The 16,424-nt window shown below is 70.5% G+C and carries 11 protein-coding genes and 1 pseudogene; 4 read left to right on the top strand and 8 right to left on the bottom strand.

The window, feature by feature from the left end; all coding sequences use genetic code 11:
- Positions 1 to 370 precede the first annotated feature (370 nt).
- From SSP08S_RS46320 to SSP08S_RS46305, 4 genes are all read right to left on the bottom strand, one after another.
- A complete protein-coding gene (locus SSP08S_RS46320) occupies positions 371 to 874 on the bottom strand; it encodes an ATP-binding protein (RefSeq protein ID WP_019074483.1) in 504 nt (167 codons plus the stop codon).
- Positions 875 to 1,159: 285 nt separating this feature from the next.
- On the bottom strand, positions 1,160 to 1,927 hold the full coding sequence (locus SSP08S_RS46315) for an enoyl-CoA hydratase/isomerase family protein (RefSeq protein WP_019074482.1): 768 nt from the start codon (positions 1,925 to 1,927) through the stop codon (positions 1,160 to 1,162).
- Positions 1,928 to 2,012: 85 nt separating this feature from the next.
- Positions 2,013 to 3,263, bottom strand: a complete 1,251-nt coding sequence (locus SSP08S_RS46310) for a L,D-transpeptidase (protein WP_078532773.1) — start codon at positions 3,261 to 3,263, stop codon at positions 2,013 to 2,015.
- Between the two features lie 167 nt (positions 3,264 to 3,430).
- Entirely contained in the window at positions 3,431 to 4,663 is a 1,233-nt protein-coding gene (locus SSP08S_RS46305; RefSeq protein ID WP_019074480.1) for a L,D-transpeptidase, read from the bottom strand.
- 152 nt (positions 4,664 to 4,815) lie between these two features.
- On the opposite strand from SSP08S_RS46305, the gene glgX reads away from it, so the two are divergent.
- Together glgX and SSP08S_RS46295 are read left to right on the top strand one after the other, a co-directional pair.
- Entirely contained in the window at positions 4,816 to 7,107 is a 2,292-nt protein-coding gene (glgX, locus tag SSP08S_RS46300) for a glycogen debranching protein GlgX (RefSeq protein WP_019074479.1), read from the top strand.
- A gap of 395 nt (positions 7,108 to 7,502) precedes the next feature.
- Positions 7,503 to 8,921, top strand: coding sequence for a sulfatase family protein (locus SSP08S_RS46295; protein ID WP_019074478.1), 1,419 nt, complete (start codon positions 7,503 to 7,505; stop codon positions 8,919 to 8,921).
- A 15-nt stretch (positions 8,922 to 8,936) separates the two neighbouring features.
- Here SSP08S_RS46295 and SSP08S_RS46290 read toward each other — a convergent pair whose 3' ends face one another.
- From SSP08S_RS46290 to SSP08S_RS46275, 4 genes are read right to left on the bottom strand one after another with little or no spacing between them, the layout of a single operon-like run.
- Entirely contained in the window at positions 8,937 to 9,581 is a 645-nt protein-coding gene (locus SSP08S_RS46290; protein ID WP_019074477.1) for a response regulator, read from the bottom strand.
- Entirely contained in the window at positions 9,574 to 10,842 is a 1,269-nt protein-coding gene (locus tag SSP08S_RS46285; RefSeq protein WP_019074476.1) for a sensor histidine kinase, read from the bottom strand. The genes SSP08S_RS46290 and SSP08S_RS46285 overlap by 8 nt, the downstream gene beginning before the upstream one ends.
- Positions 10,843 to 10,868: 26 nt before the next feature.
- Positions 10,869 to 11,603, bottom strand: coding sequence for an ABC transporter permease (locus SSP08S_RS46280; RefSeq protein ID WP_019074475.1), 735 nt, complete (start codon positions 11,601 to 11,603; stop codon positions 10,869 to 10,871).
- Entirely contained in the window at positions 11,600 to 12,511 is a 912-nt protein-coding gene (locus tag SSP08S_RS46275) for an ABC transporter ATP-binding protein (protein WP_019074474.1), read from the bottom strand. Before SSP08S_RS46275 ends, SSP08S_RS46280 begins: the two co-directional genes overlap by 4 nt.
- A gap of 183 nt (positions 12,512 to 12,694) precedes the next feature.
- On the opposite strand from SSP08S_RS46275, the gene SSP08S_RS46270 reads away from it, so the two are divergent.
- Positions 12,695 to 14,533: an ABC transporter ATP-binding protein gene (locus tag SSP08S_RS46270; protein ID WP_019074473.1), complete on the top strand. Its 1,839-nt coding sequence runs from the start codon at positions 12,695 to 12,697 to the stop codon at positions 14,531 to 14,533.
- A pseudogene (locus SSP08S_RS57340) lies at positions 14,530 to 16,388 on the top strand (ABC transporter ATP-binding protein). Before SSP08S_RS46270 ends, SSP08S_RS57340 begins: the two are co-directional and overlap by 4 nt.
- Positions 16,389 to 16,424: the final 36 nt, after the last annotated feature.

Below are 16,424 nucleotides of genomic sequence, written 5' to 3'. Positions count from 1 at the left end.
GGCGGGGCCGGTCGTGGCACATCCGGCGGCGAGTGCGCCCCCGGCGACGAGCCCGGCACCCGCACGCAACGCCGTACGGCGGTCGGTCGTGGTCACCCGGTCCATTTAAGGGGCGTCGAGTAAGAAAGCGGGGCATTAACCCGATCGAGGGACCCTCACGGGTCGCACCTCGAACGGTCGTCCGCACGGGGATACTCGGCCGGTCCAACTGCGGTTCGGCAGCGCCCCATAGGGGCGCGGGGCGGTATCGATGTGCGGCTCCGCCGCGCGGGCGCGACCAGCTCGGCAGCGCCCCAAAGGGGCGCGGGGAGCTGCGCGACCAGCCACAACGGCGCCGCAGAAAACCGACGAGCTGCCCCCAGCGGAGCGCTCAGCGGTCGGCGACCCGCATCTCGAACCAGGTCGTCTTGCCCCTCGGCAGCAGGTCGACCCCCCAGCGGTCGGAGAGTTTGTCGACGAGGAAGAGCCCGCGACCGCTCAGGTCCATCTCCTGGACCGGCATCAGACAGGGCAGGCCTCTGGACGGGTCGCGGACCTCGACGCGGATCCAGCCTCGCCGACGCTTCATCCGCAGTCCGAACACCCGGGCGCCAGTGTGCCGTACGGCGTTTCCGACCAGTTCCGAAACCAGCAGGACCGCGTCCTCGGTCATTTTCGGGCTGAGCCCCCAGTGCCGCAGGACGACGATCTGGGTGAGCCGGCGGGCCGCGGCGGCGGACTCGGGGCGGGACGGGAGCGGAACCTCCGCCTCCGTCGGATCGCCGAACAACTCGATCGCTTTGAGCGCCCGCTCGTCCTCGACCGCAGGCGACCAGCGCGCCGCGGTCGCACGGCCTTGTCCCCGCGGCTGTCCGATACCTTCCAGCCCCGCCATGCGTCCATCATGGCCGCCACGGACGGCCTCCGGGGCGGTTCCGGAGGAATACGCCCCCCGGAAGCCCCCGTTCCGCGACATCCGATTGACATATGCCAAGGGCATTTCGGTCTCGGCCGCAACCCCTCCGACCTGCGGTGAAGGCTCTGTTGGCGGCAATCGACAGGCTCCCTCGACAAGGCAGGCTTAAGGTCACCTTAAGGTTCCCATAAACCATCCCGTCGAGGTACCTGTATGAGACGTCGCGTCAATTGCAAGTGGCTGAGCCGTATTTGACCGTCCGGTTCAGCGGAACTTCGCCTTGCCGGGGCCCTCTTCGACGAAACTGCGCATCCCGGTCTCACGGTCCTCGGTCGCGAACAGCCCCGCGAACCAGGTCCGTTCGACCGCGAGCCCGGTCTCGATGTCCGTCTCCAGACCGGTGTCGATCGCTTCCTTCGCCGCACGGAGCGCGATCGCCGGTCCCTGCGCGAGCTTCGCCGCCCACGCGTGCGCCTCGGCGTACACCTCGGCGGCCGGCACCAGCCGGTCCACCAGGCCCAGTTGGAGCGCCTCGTCGGCCTTGACCATACGGCCGGTGAAGATGAGGTCCTTCGCCTTCGACGGGCCGATCAGCCGGGCCAGCCGCTGCGTGCCGCCCGCGCCCGGAATCAGACCGAGCAGGATCTCCGGCTGCCCCAGCTTGGCGTTGTCCGCCGCGATCCGGAAGTCCGCGCACAGCGCCAACTCGCAGCCCCCGCCCAGCGCGTAGCCGGTGACGGCCGCGACCACCGGCTTGGGGATACGGGCCACCGCGGTGAACGAGTCCTGCAGCGCGCGCGAGCGCACGACCATCGCCGCGTGGTCCATGCGCTGCATCTCCTTGATGTCCGCGCCCGCGGCGAACACCTTCTCCCCGCCGTAGATCACCACGGCCCGCACGTCCTCGCGGCGCGTGGCCTCCTCGGCGAGCTCCTTGAGGCGGTCCTGGGTGGCAGTGTCCAGCGCGTTCATCGGCGGGCGGTCGAGGCGGATCGTGCCGACGCCCTCGGCGACTTCGAGATTCACGGTCATGCAGGCAGGTTAACGTGCGCTAACGACAACGGGCCCGGTGCTGTCGGTCACAGCACCGGGCCCGCGGTACGTCTCTAGGAAGGTGTCACGCGGTCCACTTGGCCCACGACATGTTCCAGCCGTTGAGCCCGTTGTCGGGTGCCACGGTCGCGTCGTTGGAGTTCTTGACGACCACGACGTCACCGAGGATCGAGTGGTTGAAGAACCACGCGGCCGGGACGGTCTTGCTGTAACCGCCCTTGACGTCCCGGAGGCCTATGCAGCCGTGGCTGGCGTTGTAGTTGCCGAAGGCGTCGCCGCCCCAGTAGTTGCCGTGGACGAAGGTGCCGGAGTCGGTCAGGCGGGTGGCGTGCGGGACGTCCTTGATGTCGTACTCGCCGCCGTAGCCGACCGTTTCACCGTTCATCCGGGTCACGGTGAGCTTCTCGCTCATGACCATCTGGCCGTTCCAGGTGTCGTAGCCGGGCTTGCCGGTGGTGACCGGGATGGTCTTGATGGTCCTGCCGTCCTGGGTGACCTTCATCGTGTGCTTCTTGGCGTCGACGATGGAGACCTGGTTGCGGCCGATGGTGAACTTGACCGTCTTGGTCTGCTTGCCGTAGACGCCCGAACGGCCTTCGACGCCGTCGAGGTTGAGCTTGACGGTGACCTTGGTGCCGGACTTCCAGTAGTTCTCGGGGCGGAAGTCGAGGCGGTCGTTGCCGAACCAGTGGCCCTCGACGTCGACGGCCGGCGAGGTCGTGATGCTGATGGCCTTCTTGACGTCCTCGGGGTGTGTGATGCCCCGGGTGAAGCGGATGGAGAACGGCATGCCGACGCCGACCGTGGAGCCGTCCTCGGGGGTGAAGTAGCCGACGAAGGTGTTGGCCGGGGTCAGCGTGGTGAAGCTGGAGTCCTCGGCGGCGACCCGGCCCGCGGAGTCCTTGGCGACCGCGTGCACGGTGTACTTGGTGGAGGCGGCGAGATGCGTCGCGGGAGTCCAGGTCGCGCCGCCGCCGGTGATCGCGCCGTCGACCTTGTCACCGCCCGCGTCCTTCACGGTGACCTCGGTCAGCTTGCCCTTCGCGGCGCTGATCTTGAGGGCACCGCTGGTGTCGACGGACTTCGAGCCGTCCTTGGGGGCGATGGTGACGACGGCCTGCGACTGCTTGGTCTGGGCCGTGTCCGAGGCCTTGTCCTTGGCATCGCCGGAGCCGGAACCGGAGTCGGAGCCACCGCCACCGCCTCCGCACGCGGTGACGGCGAGCAGCAGCACGCCGAGGATCAGCGCCAGCAAGCCCTTGTTTCTCCGGCCGCGCGCGTCAACCGACGCCCCCGATATCGGTCGCACGTTCAAGACTTTCTCCCCTCGCCGGGCCCGGTCCGGCCCGCACCCCTTTGCGCATCTGACGTGCGCGTCCGCGCATATTAACTGCCAGGATTTGAGCTTCGTGTCAGGTGATTGTCACCGTTCGGTCGCAACTTCAACTGCCGCCTGACACAGGGAGCCCACCCCTTCTCCGGTCACTTGAGCGAGCTGCCCGCCTTCCACTCCTTCCAACCCATGTTCCACCCGCCGAGGCCATTGTCCGGAGCGACCTGTTTGTCGTTGCTGTGCACGACCTCGACCACGTCCCCGACGATGCTGCGGTCGAAGAACCACCCGGCCGGGGTGTCCGAGCCGCCGCCCTTGACGTCCCTCAACCCCACGCAGCCGTGGCTGACGTTGACGTGTCCGGGGGCGGTCGGCGCCCAGTAGTTGCCGTGCAGGAAGGTGCCGGAGTCGGTGAGCTTCATGGCGTGCGGGACGTCGGGGATGTCGTACTCGCCGCCGAAGCCGACCGTGCGGCTGTTCATACGGGTCACCTCCAGCATCTCCATGACCACCATTTTCCCGTTGTACGTCGTCCTTCCGGGGGCGCCGGCGGTGATCGGCACGGTGGCCAGGAGGTCGCCGTCGCGCCGTACCTCCATGGTGTGCCTGGCCGCGTCGACCAGGGAGACCTGGCTGCGGCCGACGGTGAAGGAGAAGGTCTTGTACTGGAGGCCGTAGACGCCGGGCGCGCCTTCCACGTCCCGCAGGCGGAGGGAGACGGTGACCTGGGTGCCGGGCTTCCAGTAGTTCTCGGGGCGGAAGTCGAGGCGGGCCTTGCCGAACCAGTGCGGGCGGACCTCGACGGCCGGCTTCGCGGTGACGTGGATCGCGCGCTCGACGGCGGCCCGGTTCTCGATCTCCCGGTTGAAGCCGAGGGAGACGATCATTCCGGTGCCGACGGTCGCGCGGTTCTCGGGGGTGACGTATCCGATGAACCGTTCGTCGGGGACGAAGGTCGTGAACGTGGTGTGCCGGGCGGAGCGGCGGCCGTCGCCGTCCTGGGCGACCGCGTCGACGGTGTAGCGGGCGGCCAGGGCGAGTTTCGGGTCCTCGGGTTCCCAGCGCAGTCCGTCGTCGGAGATACGGCCGGGGACAGGGGTGTCCTGGGCGTCCTGCTCCTTGACGACCTGCACCGACTCCAGGCGTCCGCTGGGCACCTTGACCAGCAGCCGCTGGTCGGGTTTGACGCCCTTGGCGGTGTCGTCGGGCGAGATCCGGATCACATCCTCGGGCGCCGGTGCCTTGCCGAAGAGCTCGTCGATGCCGCTTCCGCCGGAACCGTCGGAAGTACAGCCGGTGGCTCCGGCCAGCAGTCCTGCCCATGTCAGTACGGCGGCCAGTGCGACCCCTGCGCGCCGCGCGCGCCCTTGTGCATGCCTCACGGGGTGCCCAACGAGCGGCCCTGCCTCAGGGAAACGTGAGTGCGACCCAAGCTCTGGGCAGAACAGTGGGGAGGATGACAGGACAGGGGTTCGCGACCGGGACGTCGGGCGCCCTTCACCTCGTCGTTCCATGAGCCGCAGGAGGCCGGACGGTGTCGAGCGCAGCCGAGCAGGAGGCCGTGCAGGAGGGGCGCGTCGACGGCGACGGCGTGCCGGTGGAGCGTGCCGTGGAGGCCCTCCCGGCACCACGTGCCGCCCCCGTGCTGAACGGCGCCCCGCACCCGGCACCGACCGTGCCCGTGTGGCCGGGGACGCCGATGCCGCTGGGGGCCCGGTTCCGGGTCGGCCCGGACGGGGTGGCGGGCACCAACTTCGCGCTGTGGGCGGGGGGCGCGGAGGCGGTCGAGCTGTGCCTCTTCGACGAGCGGGGGGTGGAGACCCGCGCCCCGCTGACCGAGCTGACGCACGAGATCTGGCACGGCTTCGTGCCGGGTGTCATGCCGGGACAGCGCTACGGCTTCCGGGTGCACGGCCGCTGGGACCCGTGGACCGGCGCCCGCTGGAACCCGGCGAAGCTGCTCCTCGACCCGTACGCGCGGGCGGTGGACGGCGAGTTCGGGCTGCCGCCCGAGGTGTACGCGCACGTCCGGGACTGGCCGCAGCAGCAGGTCGCCGACACCGTGCGCGACGACCGCGACTCGGCGCCGTACGTCCCGAAGGGCGTCGTCGTCCACGACGACACCACCGACGACGAGTGGATGGACGACCGCCGCCCGAAGACCCCGTGGGCGGACTCGGTGATCTACGAACTCCACGTGGGCGGCTTCACCAAGCTGCACCCCGGGATACCCGAGGAACTCCGGGGCACCTACGCCGGGTTGGCGCACCCGGCGGCGATCGAGCACCTGGTGAAACTGGGCGTGACGGCTGTGGAACTCCTCCCCGTCCACCAGTTCGCGCACGAGGACCATCTGCTGCGCAAGGGCCTGAAGAACTACTGGGGTTACAACTCCATCGGCTACTTCGCCCCGCACGCGGCCTACGCGGCGACCGGTACGGCGGGCCAGCAGGTCGGCGAGTTCAAGCGGATGGTGCGGGCGCTGCACGAGGCCGGGATCGAGGTCATCCTCGACGTGGTCTACAACCACACAGCCGAAGCGGGCGAGTTGGGCCCGATGCTGTCGTTGAAGGGCATCGACAACCGCGGCTACTACCGCCTCCAGAGCGACGCCCGCCGCTACGCGGACTACACGGGCTGCGGCAACACCCTGCACGTCGTCCAGCCGCACGTGCTCCGGCTCATCACCGACTCCCTCCGCTACTGGGTCACGGAGATGGGCGTCGACGGTTTCCGCTTCGACCTCGCGGCGGCGCTGGCCCGCTCCATGCACGACGTCGACATGCTGTCCCCGTTCCTCGCGGTCATCGCCCAGGACCCGGTGCTACGACGGGTGAAGCTGATCGCCGAGCCGTGGGACGTCGGCTCCGGCGGCTACCAGGTCGGCGCCTTCCCACCCCTGTGGACGGAGTGGAACGACCGCTATCGCAACGCCGTCCGGGACTTCTGGCGCGGCGCGCTGCCGGACGTACGGGACCTCGGGTACCGCTTGTCCGGCTCCAGCGACCTGTACGCGTGGGGCGGCCGGCGCCCCTACGCCTCGGTCAACTTCATCACCGCGCACGACGGTTACACGCTCCGGGACCTGGTGTCGTACGAGCGCAAGCACAACGAGGCCAACGGCGAGGGCAATCGGGACGGTACGGACGACAACCGGTCCTGGAACTGCGGGGTCGAGGGCGAGACGGACGACGAGCGCGTAAAGGCGCTGCGGCGAAGGCAGTTGAGGAACCTCCTCACCACGCTGCTGCTCTCCACCGGGGTGCCGATGCTGGTCGCGGGCGACGAACTGGGGCGGACGCAGCGGGGCAACAACAACGCCTACTGCCAGGACAACGAGATCAGTTGGGTCGACTGGGAACTGCGGGACGACCCGGGCTGGCGGGCACTGACCGACCTCACCGCCCGGCTGATCGACCTGCGCCACCGCCACCCGGTGCTGCGCCGCCGGGCGTTCTTCTCCGGCCGGGCCCGATCGGCGGACGGCATAAGGGACTTGGCCTGGTTCACCGCACGCGGCACGGAGATGACGGAACGGGACTGGTACGCGCCCGCCGCCACCCTCGGCATGTACCTCTCCGGACGGGACATCCCCGGCCGCGACGAACGCGGCGACCCGATCCTCGACGACAGCTTCCTCGCCGTACTCCACGCGGGCGACCGCCCGGCGAGCTTCGTACTGCCCGGGCCGCCGTGGGCGGAGCGGTACGAGGTGGTCGTAGACACCTCACGGGAGGAGCAGACGGAGGCACCCGGGGTGGTGCACCGGGCAGGCTCGGCGATCACCGTACCGGCCCGGGCGGTGCTGCTACTGAAGGTCGGCTGAGGGGCGGCTCGGCAACTCGGGGGGGGCGGCCGAGCCGCCGGCTGAGGCAACGGCCGAGGGCGGCCGACGGGACGGCCGACCGACGGCCGGGAGCGCGCCGAGAGGGCGGCTGGGGCGACGGCCGAGAGTGGGCCGACAGGACAGCTGAGACGACAACCGGCCCAGCCCCAGGGACAGTTGAGGCGACAGCCAGGGCGGCCGAAGGGACGGGCGGGGCGACAGCCGGGGCGGCCGATGGAGCGGGCGGGGCGACAGCCGGCGCGGTCGAAGGGACGGGCGGGGTGACGTTTCAGCTCCGTGAACTCCCGGGCAGATGCCTGGGCACGGGGGTGGGTCGGCTGATCGCATGGAGGGCACGCCCCCGTCGATTCCACTGCCTCCCCAAAGGAACCCGCATGCCCGAATTAACGCGACGCGCCTTCGGTGGCCTCGTCGGTGGCGGTGCTGTCACCGCTGTCGCCGGTACGGCCGCCGGCGCCGAGGCCGCCGAACAGGCCCCCGCGGAACGCCCGTTCAGGGCCCGCCCCGCCGCCTCCGGGAGACGTCCCAACCTCCTCGTCATCCTTGGCGACGACCTGGGCTGGGCCGACCTCTCCTCCTACGGCGCCCCGCACATCAAGACGCCGAACCTGGACCGGCTGGCCCGGCAGGGGGTGCGGTTCACCGACGCGTACTCGGGGTCGGCGACCTGCTCACCGACCCGGTTCAGCCTCTACACCGGACGCTATCCGGGCCGTACGCCGGGCGGGCTGGCCGAGCCGATCAACAACCGGTCGCAGGGACTCGACCCCAGCCACCCGACCCTCGCCTCGCTGCTGCGGAAGGCGGGCTACTCCACCGCCATGATCGGCAAGTGGCACTGCGGCTGGCTGCCCCAGTACAGCCCCACGAAGTCGGGCTGGGACGAGTTCTTCGGCAACCACGGCGGTGTGCTGGAGTACTTCTCCAAGCTCGGCCAGCTCGGCGACTACGACCTCTACGAGGGTGACGCCACCTACCAGGACCTGCGCTACTACACGCAGGTGCTGACCGAGCGGGCGGTGGAGTACGTCGGCCGGGAGCACGCCAAGCCGTGGCTGCTGAACCTCAACTTCACCACCCCGCACTGGCCCTGGCTCGCCGAGGGCGACGCGGAGACCGGTGCCGAGATCGCCGCCAAGATCCGGGCGGCGACGAGCCAGCTGGAGATCAGCGACGCCCTCAACCAGTGGGACGGCGGCTCGGTCGCGAAGTACACGGAGATGGTGCAGAGCCTGGACGCGGCCGTCGGCGAGGTGCTGGCCGCGCTGCGCCGGTCCGGGCAGGAGGAGCACACGCTGGTGTACTTCGCCAGCGACAACGGCGGTGAACGCTGGTCGTATCTCTGGCCGTTGAGCGGCGAGAAGTTCGTGCTCCAGGAGGGCGGCATCCGGGTGCCGACGATCCTGCGCTGGCCGCACCGCATCGACGGCAACCAGGTCAGCCACGAACCGAACTTCTCCCCCGACTGGACCGCGACCTTCCTGGAACTGGCCGGCGCCCGCCCCGACCCCGCGTATCCGCTGGACGGCACGAGCCTGGCGGGCTATCTGCTGAAGGGCGAGGAGCTGCCCGAGCGGGACCTGTTCTGGCGGGTGGAGGCCAACCGGGCGCTGCGGCGCGGCGGTTGGAAGTACTACCAGGACGAGGACGGCGACGACCACCTCTTCGACCTCGCCGCCGATCTGCGCGAGCAGGCCGATCTCGCCCCGGACAAGCCGGAGTTGCTCGCCGAACTGAAGGCCGCCTGGGAGCACATCGCCTCCGGCCTCCTCCCCTACCCGGACACGGCCTAGGTCTAGGTCTAGGTCCTAGCCGAGGATCCCCCGGTCGTACGCCGTAGCCACCGCCGCCGCGCGGTCCTTGACGCCCAACTTGCCGTACAGGTGGGTGAGATGGGTCTTGACGGTCGCCTCGCTGATGAAGAGTTCGCGGGCGATCTCGCGGTTGGAGGTGCCCTTGGCGACGAGCGCCAGCACTTCGCGTTCGCGGGCGGAGAGCGGTTCGTTGCCGGGGGTCTGCGGGCCGCGCACCGCGGAGACGAGGCGGGAGGCGACGGCGGGCGAGAGGACCGTACGGCCTTCCGCCGCCGCGCGGACGGCGGTGAACAGCTCGTCGCGGGGCGCGTCCTTCAGCAGATAGCCGGTCGCGCCCGCCTCGATCGCGGGCAGCGTGTCGGAGTCGGTGTCGTACGTCGTCAGCACGAGCACCTTCGCGCGGGCGGCGCGGCGAGTCAGCTCCCGGATGGCGTCGACTCCCCCGCCGGCCGGCATCCGCAGGTCCATCAGGATCACGTCCGGGTCCAGGGCGGCGGCACGCTCCACGGCCTCGACGCCGTTCGACGCCTCGCCCAGGACGCGGAATCCGGGCGCGGACTCGAACATGCCGCGCAGACCGTCCCGTACGACGGGATGGTCGTCGACGATCAGCAGGGAGATCAGGGGCTCGTCACTCATGGCGGACCAACGGTACGCGAGCCGACAGGGCGGTGCCGTGACCGGGCTCGGACTCGACCGCGAGCGTGCCCGCGATGCGCTCGGCGCGGGCCCGCATGCCGTCGAGGCCGAAGCCGCCGGTGCGGGTGCGTTCGGGCAGCGCGAGCGGGTCGAAGCCCTGGCCGTCGTCGCGGATGTCGAGGATGACGTCCTCGCCGAGGAAGGAGAGCGTGACGCCGACCCGGGTGGCCCGGGCGTGCCGGGCCGCGTTCGACAGGGCCTCCTGGGCGATGCGCAGCAGGGTCGCCGAGACCTCGTCGTGGAGCTGTTCGGCGATGCCGGTGACGGTGAACTCGGCGCGGACTCCGGTGCGTTCGCCCCACTCGGCGACCGTGTTCTTCAGCGCCTCGGGCAGTCCGTCGTTCTCCAGGGCGATCGGCGCGAGGTTCTGCACGGAACGGCGGGCCTCGCCGAGGCTGTGCCGGGCGAGGGTGGCGGCGCGGTCGAGGTGAGTGCGTGCGGTCGTCAAGTTCGGTGCATTCGCCACGACTTGGAGCTGGGCGATGATGCCGGTCAGGCCCTGGGCGATGGTGTCGTGGATCTCGGCGGCCAGCCGGCGGCGTTCGTCGGCGACCCCGGCCTCCCTTGCCTGGACGAGGAGTTGGGCGTGCAGGGCGGCGTTCTCGTCCAGGGCCTGTTGCAGGGCGGTGTTGGTGCGTTCGAGTTCGGTGATGGTCTCGGTGCGCTCGCGGGCGCGCCGGGCCTCCTGCTCGGTCATGTGGGCGATCGCCATCTGGAGAACGGAGTTGGCGAGCACGAGCGCCGCGAAGAGGATCCACTGGAGCCCGCTCCCGAGCGGCAGCCCGCCGGCCTGCGCTCCGGCCACGGTGACCGCGCTCGCGAACAGCCCGACCCGCTGCCCCACCGTGCCCGGGATCAGCTCGTCGGCGTCCATGAAGCCTGAGGCCGCGTAGAACGCGAAGAACGGGTCGATCCAGGTGAGGACGAAGGCGACGGCCCAGCGGACGACGTAGTACGCCGTCCCCGTCCGCGAGGGGGTCCGGCCGCGCCCGGGACGGCGGACCCGGACGGCGTGCCACCACAGCTGGAGGACGAGCGCGAAACCGGCCAGGGACCAGCCGGCCCACCACTGGGCGGCGCTGTAGTCGAACAGACCGGAGGAGGCGAGCGCGAGGACGACACTGATACCGAGCAGCCCGTACGGCCCCCAGGTGTGCAGTTGTTCCCAGCGGCGTTCGATCTGCCGGTCCCTGGTGGTCATCTCCCCAGTCTGCACGGCCACCGCCCCTACTCCCAGCGGAACCAGCGCGAGGCGCCGACCGTCAGCAGGACGGTCCAGGCCACCAGGACGCCCAGGTGTGTCCAGCCGGGCCAGTGCCCGGCCGCCGCCCGGTTCAGGGCCTCGGCGGCGGCCCCGAACGGCGTGTAGCCGACGATGCGGGCCATGACGTCCGGCATGGAGTTCACCGGGATCCAGACCCCCGCGCAGAACATCATCGGGAAGAACACCGCCGACCCGATGGCGCCCGCGATCTTCGTCGTCCGCGACAGCGCAGACACCACCGCGCCCAGCGCGAGCGCGGCGAGGATCGCCAGGAGCAGGGCGAGGAGATAGCCGAAGGCCTGCTTGGGGAGCCGTACGTCGAAGGCGAGGCGGCCGACGGTCAGCGCGAGCAGGGCGGAGGCCAGGGCCGCCGCGCCGTAGACCACCATCTGGGCGGAGAGGAGGGCGGAGGGGCGGACCGGCGTGGCGGACATCCGGCGCAGGATGCCGCGTTCGCGGTAGCCGGTGAGGGTCTGCGGCATCGACTGGAGCGCGCCGACGATCATGCCGAGCAGGACGGTGACCGGGACGTACACGTCGATCGTGCGCAGGCCGCCGAGGTCGGCCTGGTGGTGGCGGAAGCCCGGGATGGAGCCCAGGATCACCAGGAGCAGGGTGGGGAAGGCCAGGATCCAGAAGAGGGCGCCCGGTTCACGGCGGAAGAGGCGCAACTCGGTGCGCAGGACTGCGGTGTTCATCGGGCGACCTCCGTCAGGTCCAGGAAGGCGTCGTCCAACGTGGCGTCGGAGACCCGGAGTTGGTGGGCGGTGATATGGCCGCGGGCGAGCAGGGTGATGACGGCGTTGACGGTCTCGTCAGTGCCGGAGAGCGTGATCCGGCCGTCCTTGCGGGCCACGGAGGTGAGCGCGGGCAGCGCGTTCAGGTCGCCGTCGTCGAGCGGCGCGGAGGGCGTGAAGCTGATGACGGTGGAGCCGGCCGAGCGGCGGATCAGCCCGTCCGGGGTGTCCAGTGCGGCCACCTTGCCCTGGTCGATCACGGCGATCCGGTCGCAGAGGCGCTGCGCCTCCTCCATGAAATGGGTGACGAGCAGCACGGTGACCCCGCCGGCCCGGACGTCCTCGATGAGCTGCCAGGTGTCGCGGCGGGCGCGCGGGTCGAGCCCGGTGGTCAGTTCGTCCAGGACGACGACCCGGGGGTTGCCGATCAGCGCGAGCGCGATGAACAGGCGCTGCTTCTGGCCGCCGGACAGCTTCGCGAACCGGGTGGTCAACTTGTCGGTCAGACCGAGGCGTTCGGCCAGCGGCCGCCAGTCGGCGGGATGCGGATAGAGGGCCGCGTACAGCTCCAGGGCCTCGCGGACGGTGAGCTTGGCCTGGAGTTCGCTCTCCTGGAGCTGGGCGCCGAGGACGCGGGCGACCTGCTCGTGGTCGGCGACCGGGTCCAGGCCGGTGACACGGACCCGGCCCGCGTCCGGGACCCGCAGGCCCTCGACGCACTCGACGGTGGTGGTCTTGCCGGCGCCGTTCGGGCCGAGGATCCCGAAGATCTCGCCCTCCTCGACGGCGAACGAGACACCGTCCACGACGGCCCGGCCGCCGTAGGACTTGCGCAGTGCGGTGACTTCGATGACAGGTGTGGCTGACATGTTCCGAGGGTCCCGCCGGGGCCGGGTCGGCCACATCGCCCATCGCGCTCGACCGCGCATCAACCGATCGGTTGATGCGCCGCTACGACCCCCCGGACCCGCAGGTCGTAGGACCAGCGGCGGATCCGGGTCCGGCCAAAACTCGGTGGGCACTGTCAGTGGTGGTCCGTAGGCTCGCCCGTGATGTCGACAACGCATGCACCCACCAAGGACCGATCCGCCGCCCGTACGCTCGCGCGGCTGTGGCCGTACGTCCGCCCCGTGCGGGTACGGCTGTTCGCCGCGGCCGGGGTGGCCGTCGTCGCGTCCTGTACAGGGCTGGTGTTCCCGCTCGTCCTGAAGTGGATGGTGGACGGCCCGGTCGCCGACCGGGACTCGGCGGGCGTGTGGCTGGGGGCGCTGTATCTGCTGCTGCTCGGCATCGCGGAGGCGGGCCTGTTCGGGCTGCGGCGCTGGCTGGTGGCCCGGCCGTTGTCACGGGTGGAGGCGGAGATGCGAGCGGATCTCTACCGCCATCTTCAACGGCTCCCTGTGGCCTTCCACGACAGATGGCCATCCGGCCAGCTCCTCTCCCGGGGCACGACCGACCTCATGCTGCTGCGCATGTTCCTCGCCTTCCCCCTCACATTCCTGCTGGTCAACGCCGTGACGATCCTGGTGGGCGTGATCATCATGCTGCTCCAGGACTGGACACTGGGACTGGTGATCCTGGGGCCCGCCGTGCCGGTGATCGTCACCTGCGTGATCTTCGAGCGGCGGTACGCGCACGTGGCGCGCCTCGCGCAGGACCAGGTCGGCGACCTGACCACGGTCGTCGAGGAGAGCGTCCTCGGCATCCGCATCATCAAGGGCTTCGGCCGCCACCGCAGCCAGGCCAGGGCGTTCCGTGAACTGTCGCGGAAGCTCCGCGGCACCGAATTGCACAAGGCCCGCCTCCTCGCCACGATCTGGGGCGTCATCGTGACCCTCCCAGAGCTGGCACTCGGGGCGACGCTGGTCCTGGGCACGGTGCAGGTCGCGGACGGCAGCCTGTCCGCGGGCACGCTGGTGGCCTTCCTCTCCACGGCACTCGCACTCCGGTGGCCGGTCGAGTCGATCGGCTTCCTCCTGGCGATGAGCCAGGAGGCGGCAACGGCGACGGAGCGATTCTTCGAGGTAATGGATGAATCACCGGAGACTCATTTGACTCCGGTGGAGGAGGCGCCCTTCAGGGGCGCGGGGAACTGCGCGACCAGCCCCAACGGCGGTGCACCCAACAACGACGGCATCCGCTTCACCTCAGTCTCCTTCCGCTACCCGGACGCCCCACCGGATTCCCCACCCATCCTCGACCGCATAGACCTGCACATCAGACCGGGCGAATCCATGGCCCTGGTCGGCGCCACCGGCACAGGCAAGACGACCCTCACCGCCCTCGTCCCGCGCCTCCACGAGGTGACATCGGGCCACATCACCCTGGACGGCGAGGACATCACGGCGATGCCCCGCGAGGAACTGCGCGCACTCGTTTCCGTGGCCTTCGAGGAACCGACCCTGTTCTCGACCAGCGTCGGCGACAACGTCCTGATGGGCGCCGAAGAGGGCGCGGGACAACCGGAGTTGGACCGCGCACTGGCCGTAGCGCAGGCGGATTTCGCCCACGCGCTCCCCCAGGGCACGGACACCAAGGTCGGCGAACAGGGCCTGAGCCTCTCCGGCGGCCAGCGCCAACGCCTCGCGCTGGCAAGGGCGGTGGTCGGCAAGCCCCGCTTCCTCGTCCTGGACGACCCGCTGTCCGCACTGGACGTCCACACCGAGGCCGCCGTAGAAGCCGCGCTGCGCGACGTCCTCGCCGACACCACGGCGTTGATCGTGGCCCACCGCCCGTCCACGGTCCTGCTCGCCGACCGCGTGGCCCTGCTGTCGGAGGGCCGTATCACGGCGGTGGGCACCCACCAGGAACTCCTGCGCACGAACGCGGAGTACGCGCACTTGATGTCGGGCGTCCAGTCGGCCAACCCGGAGCAGGAGGACGAACGATGACCGCCCCCACCACATCGGCGCCCACCACCGACAACACCCCCGACCCCCCACACCCGCCCGCCGCGGGCGACCCCTTCGACCACGACGTCCTGCCCACTCCCCCGGGTGCGACCACCGCGCTGCTGCGTTCCCTGCTCGCGCCCATGAAGGCCCGCGTCACCGTCACCACCCTCCTCCTGCTGCTCCAGCAGGCGGCCGTGCAGGTGGGCCCGCTGCTGGTGGCGTACGCCATCGACCGCGCGGTGCCCGCCTTCCGCGATCACGACCACGGGCCGCTGATCGCCGTGGCCGTCGGTTATCTGCTCTGCGCGCTGCTCTCCGGCGGACTCCAGTACGCGTTCATCGGCGCCTCCGCCCGCGTCAACCAGGACGTGCTGCCGATCTGCGCGGCCGGATCTTCCGGCACGCGCAGGCGCTGAGCATCGACTTCCACGAGCGCTACACCTCCGGCCGGCTCATCTCCCGTTCCACCACGGACGTCGAGGCGCTGCGCGAGCTGCTCAGCGAGGGTCTCCAGGAGCTGATCACGGTCATCCTGTCGTTCGTCTACATCTCGGCGATGCTGCTCTGGCTGGACCTGGGGCTCGGCGCGGTCGCGGTGGCGTCCTTCGTGCCGCTGTATCTGCTGGTGCGGGTCTACCAGCGGCGCGCGGTACGGGTGTACGCGGTGCGGTCCACGGCGATCGCGCGGGTGATCGTGAAGTTCGTGGAGACGATGAACGGCATCCGCCCGGTGCGCGCGTTCCGGCGCGAGGCGGTGAACGACGCCGACTTCCGGATCCTCAACCAGCGGCACGAACGGTCCAACGGCGACGCCCTGTTGGAGATGGCCCGCTATGTCACCGGCTCCCGCCTGGTCGCCAACACGGCGGTCGCGGTGATCGTGCTGTGGGGCGCGAGCCGGGTCGCGGACGGCTCACTGGAACTGGGCGTCCTGGCCGCCGCAGTGCTGTATCTACGACGGCTCTACGACCCGATCGACCGGCTCGGCATGTTCCTCAACTCCTACCAGTCGGCCGCCGCCTCCCTGGAGAAGATCGCGGGCCTGCTGGCCCAGACACCCTCGGTCCCCGAGCCCTCGACTCCCGTACAGCTCCCCGCACTCGAGTCGGAGCAGCCCGGCCGCGAGGTGGTCTTCGACGGGGTCCGCTTCGCCTACCGCACCGGCGGCGAGGTCCTCCCCGTCTTCGACCTCACGCTCCCCGCCGGACAGACGGTCGCCGTGGTCGGCTCCACCGGCGCCGGCAAGTCCACCCTGGCCAAGCTGCTGGCCCGCTTCTACGACCCCTCGGACGGGCGGGTGCTGCTCGACGGCGTCGACCTGCGCGAGCTGTCCGGGCCCGAACTGCGGCGCGGGGTGGTGATGGTGACGCAGGAGGCGTTCCTGTTCTCCGGCACGGTCGCCGAGAACATCGCGATCGGCCGCCCGGACGCGCCGCGCGAGGAGATCGAGCGGGCCGCGAAGGCGATCGGCGCGCACGACTTCATCAGCGCCCTGCCCGACGGCTACGACACGGACGTACGCAAACGGGGCGGCCGTATCTCGGCGGGTCAGCGCCAACTCGTGGCGTTCGCGCGGGCGTTGCTCGCCGACCCGGCGGTCCTGATCCTGGACGAGGCGACCAGTTCCCTCGACGTCCCGGGCGAACAGGCCGTGCAGCGCGCCATGTCGACGGTCCTGCGGGGCCGTACCGCGGTGGTGATCGCCCACCGGTTGTCCACGGTCGAGATCGCCGACCGGGTGCTGGTCATGGAGCACGGCCGGATCGTCGAGGACGGCCCCCCGGCCGAACTCGTCGCGGGGACAGGGCGGTTCTCGGACCTGCACCGGGCTTGGCGGGACAGTCTGGTGTGAGCGGTCGGGTCCGGACGCCCGGTCACCAGGATGTCC

The organism is Streptomyces hokutonensis, assembly GCF_000376565.1.
Lineage (GTDB): Bacteria > Actinomycetota > Actinomycetes > Streptomycetales > Streptomycetaceae > Streptomyces > Streptomyces hokutonensis.
The sequence above is the reverse complement of the archived record's forward strand: the minus strand, read 5'-3'. Positions and strand labels throughout refer to the sequence as shown.

What these genes read in the sequence shown, in the direction of transcription:
- SSP08S_RS46320 (WP_019074483.1), bottom strand. Translation starts at nt 874, where the DNA reads ATGGCGGGGCTGGAAGGTATCGGACAGCCGCGGGGACAAGGCCGTGCG.
- SSP08S_RS46315 (WP_019074482.1), bottom strand. Translation starts at nt 1,927, where the DNA reads ATGACCGTGAATCTCGAAGTCGCCGAGGGCGTCGGCACGATCCGCCTC.
- SSP08S_RS46295 (WP_019074478.1), top strand. Translation starts at nt 7,503, where the DNA reads ATGCCCGAATTAACGCGACGCGCCTTCGGTGGCCTCGTCGGTGGCGGT.
- SSP08S_RS46290 (WP_019074477.1), bottom strand. Translation starts at nt 9,581, where the DNA reads ATGAGTGACGAGCCCCTGATCTCCCTGCTGATCGTCGACGACCATCCC.
- SSP08S_RS46285 (WP_019074476.1), bottom strand. Translation starts at nt 10,842, where the DNA reads ATGACCACCAGGGACCGGCAGATCGAACGCCGCTGGGAACAACTGCAC.
- SSP08S_RS46280 (WP_019074475.1), bottom strand. Translation starts at nt 11,603, where the DNA reads ATGAACACCGCAGTCCTGCGCACCGAGTTGCGCCTCTTCCGCCGTGAA.
- SSP08S_RS46275 (WP_019074474.1), bottom strand. Translation starts at nt 12,511, where the DNA reads ATGTCAGCCACACCTGTCATCGAAGTCACCGCACTGCGCAAGTCCTAC.
- SSP08S_RS46270 (WP_019074473.1), top strand. Translation starts at nt 12,695, where the DNA reads ATGTCGACAACGCATGCACCCACCAAGGACCGATCCGCCGCCCGTACG.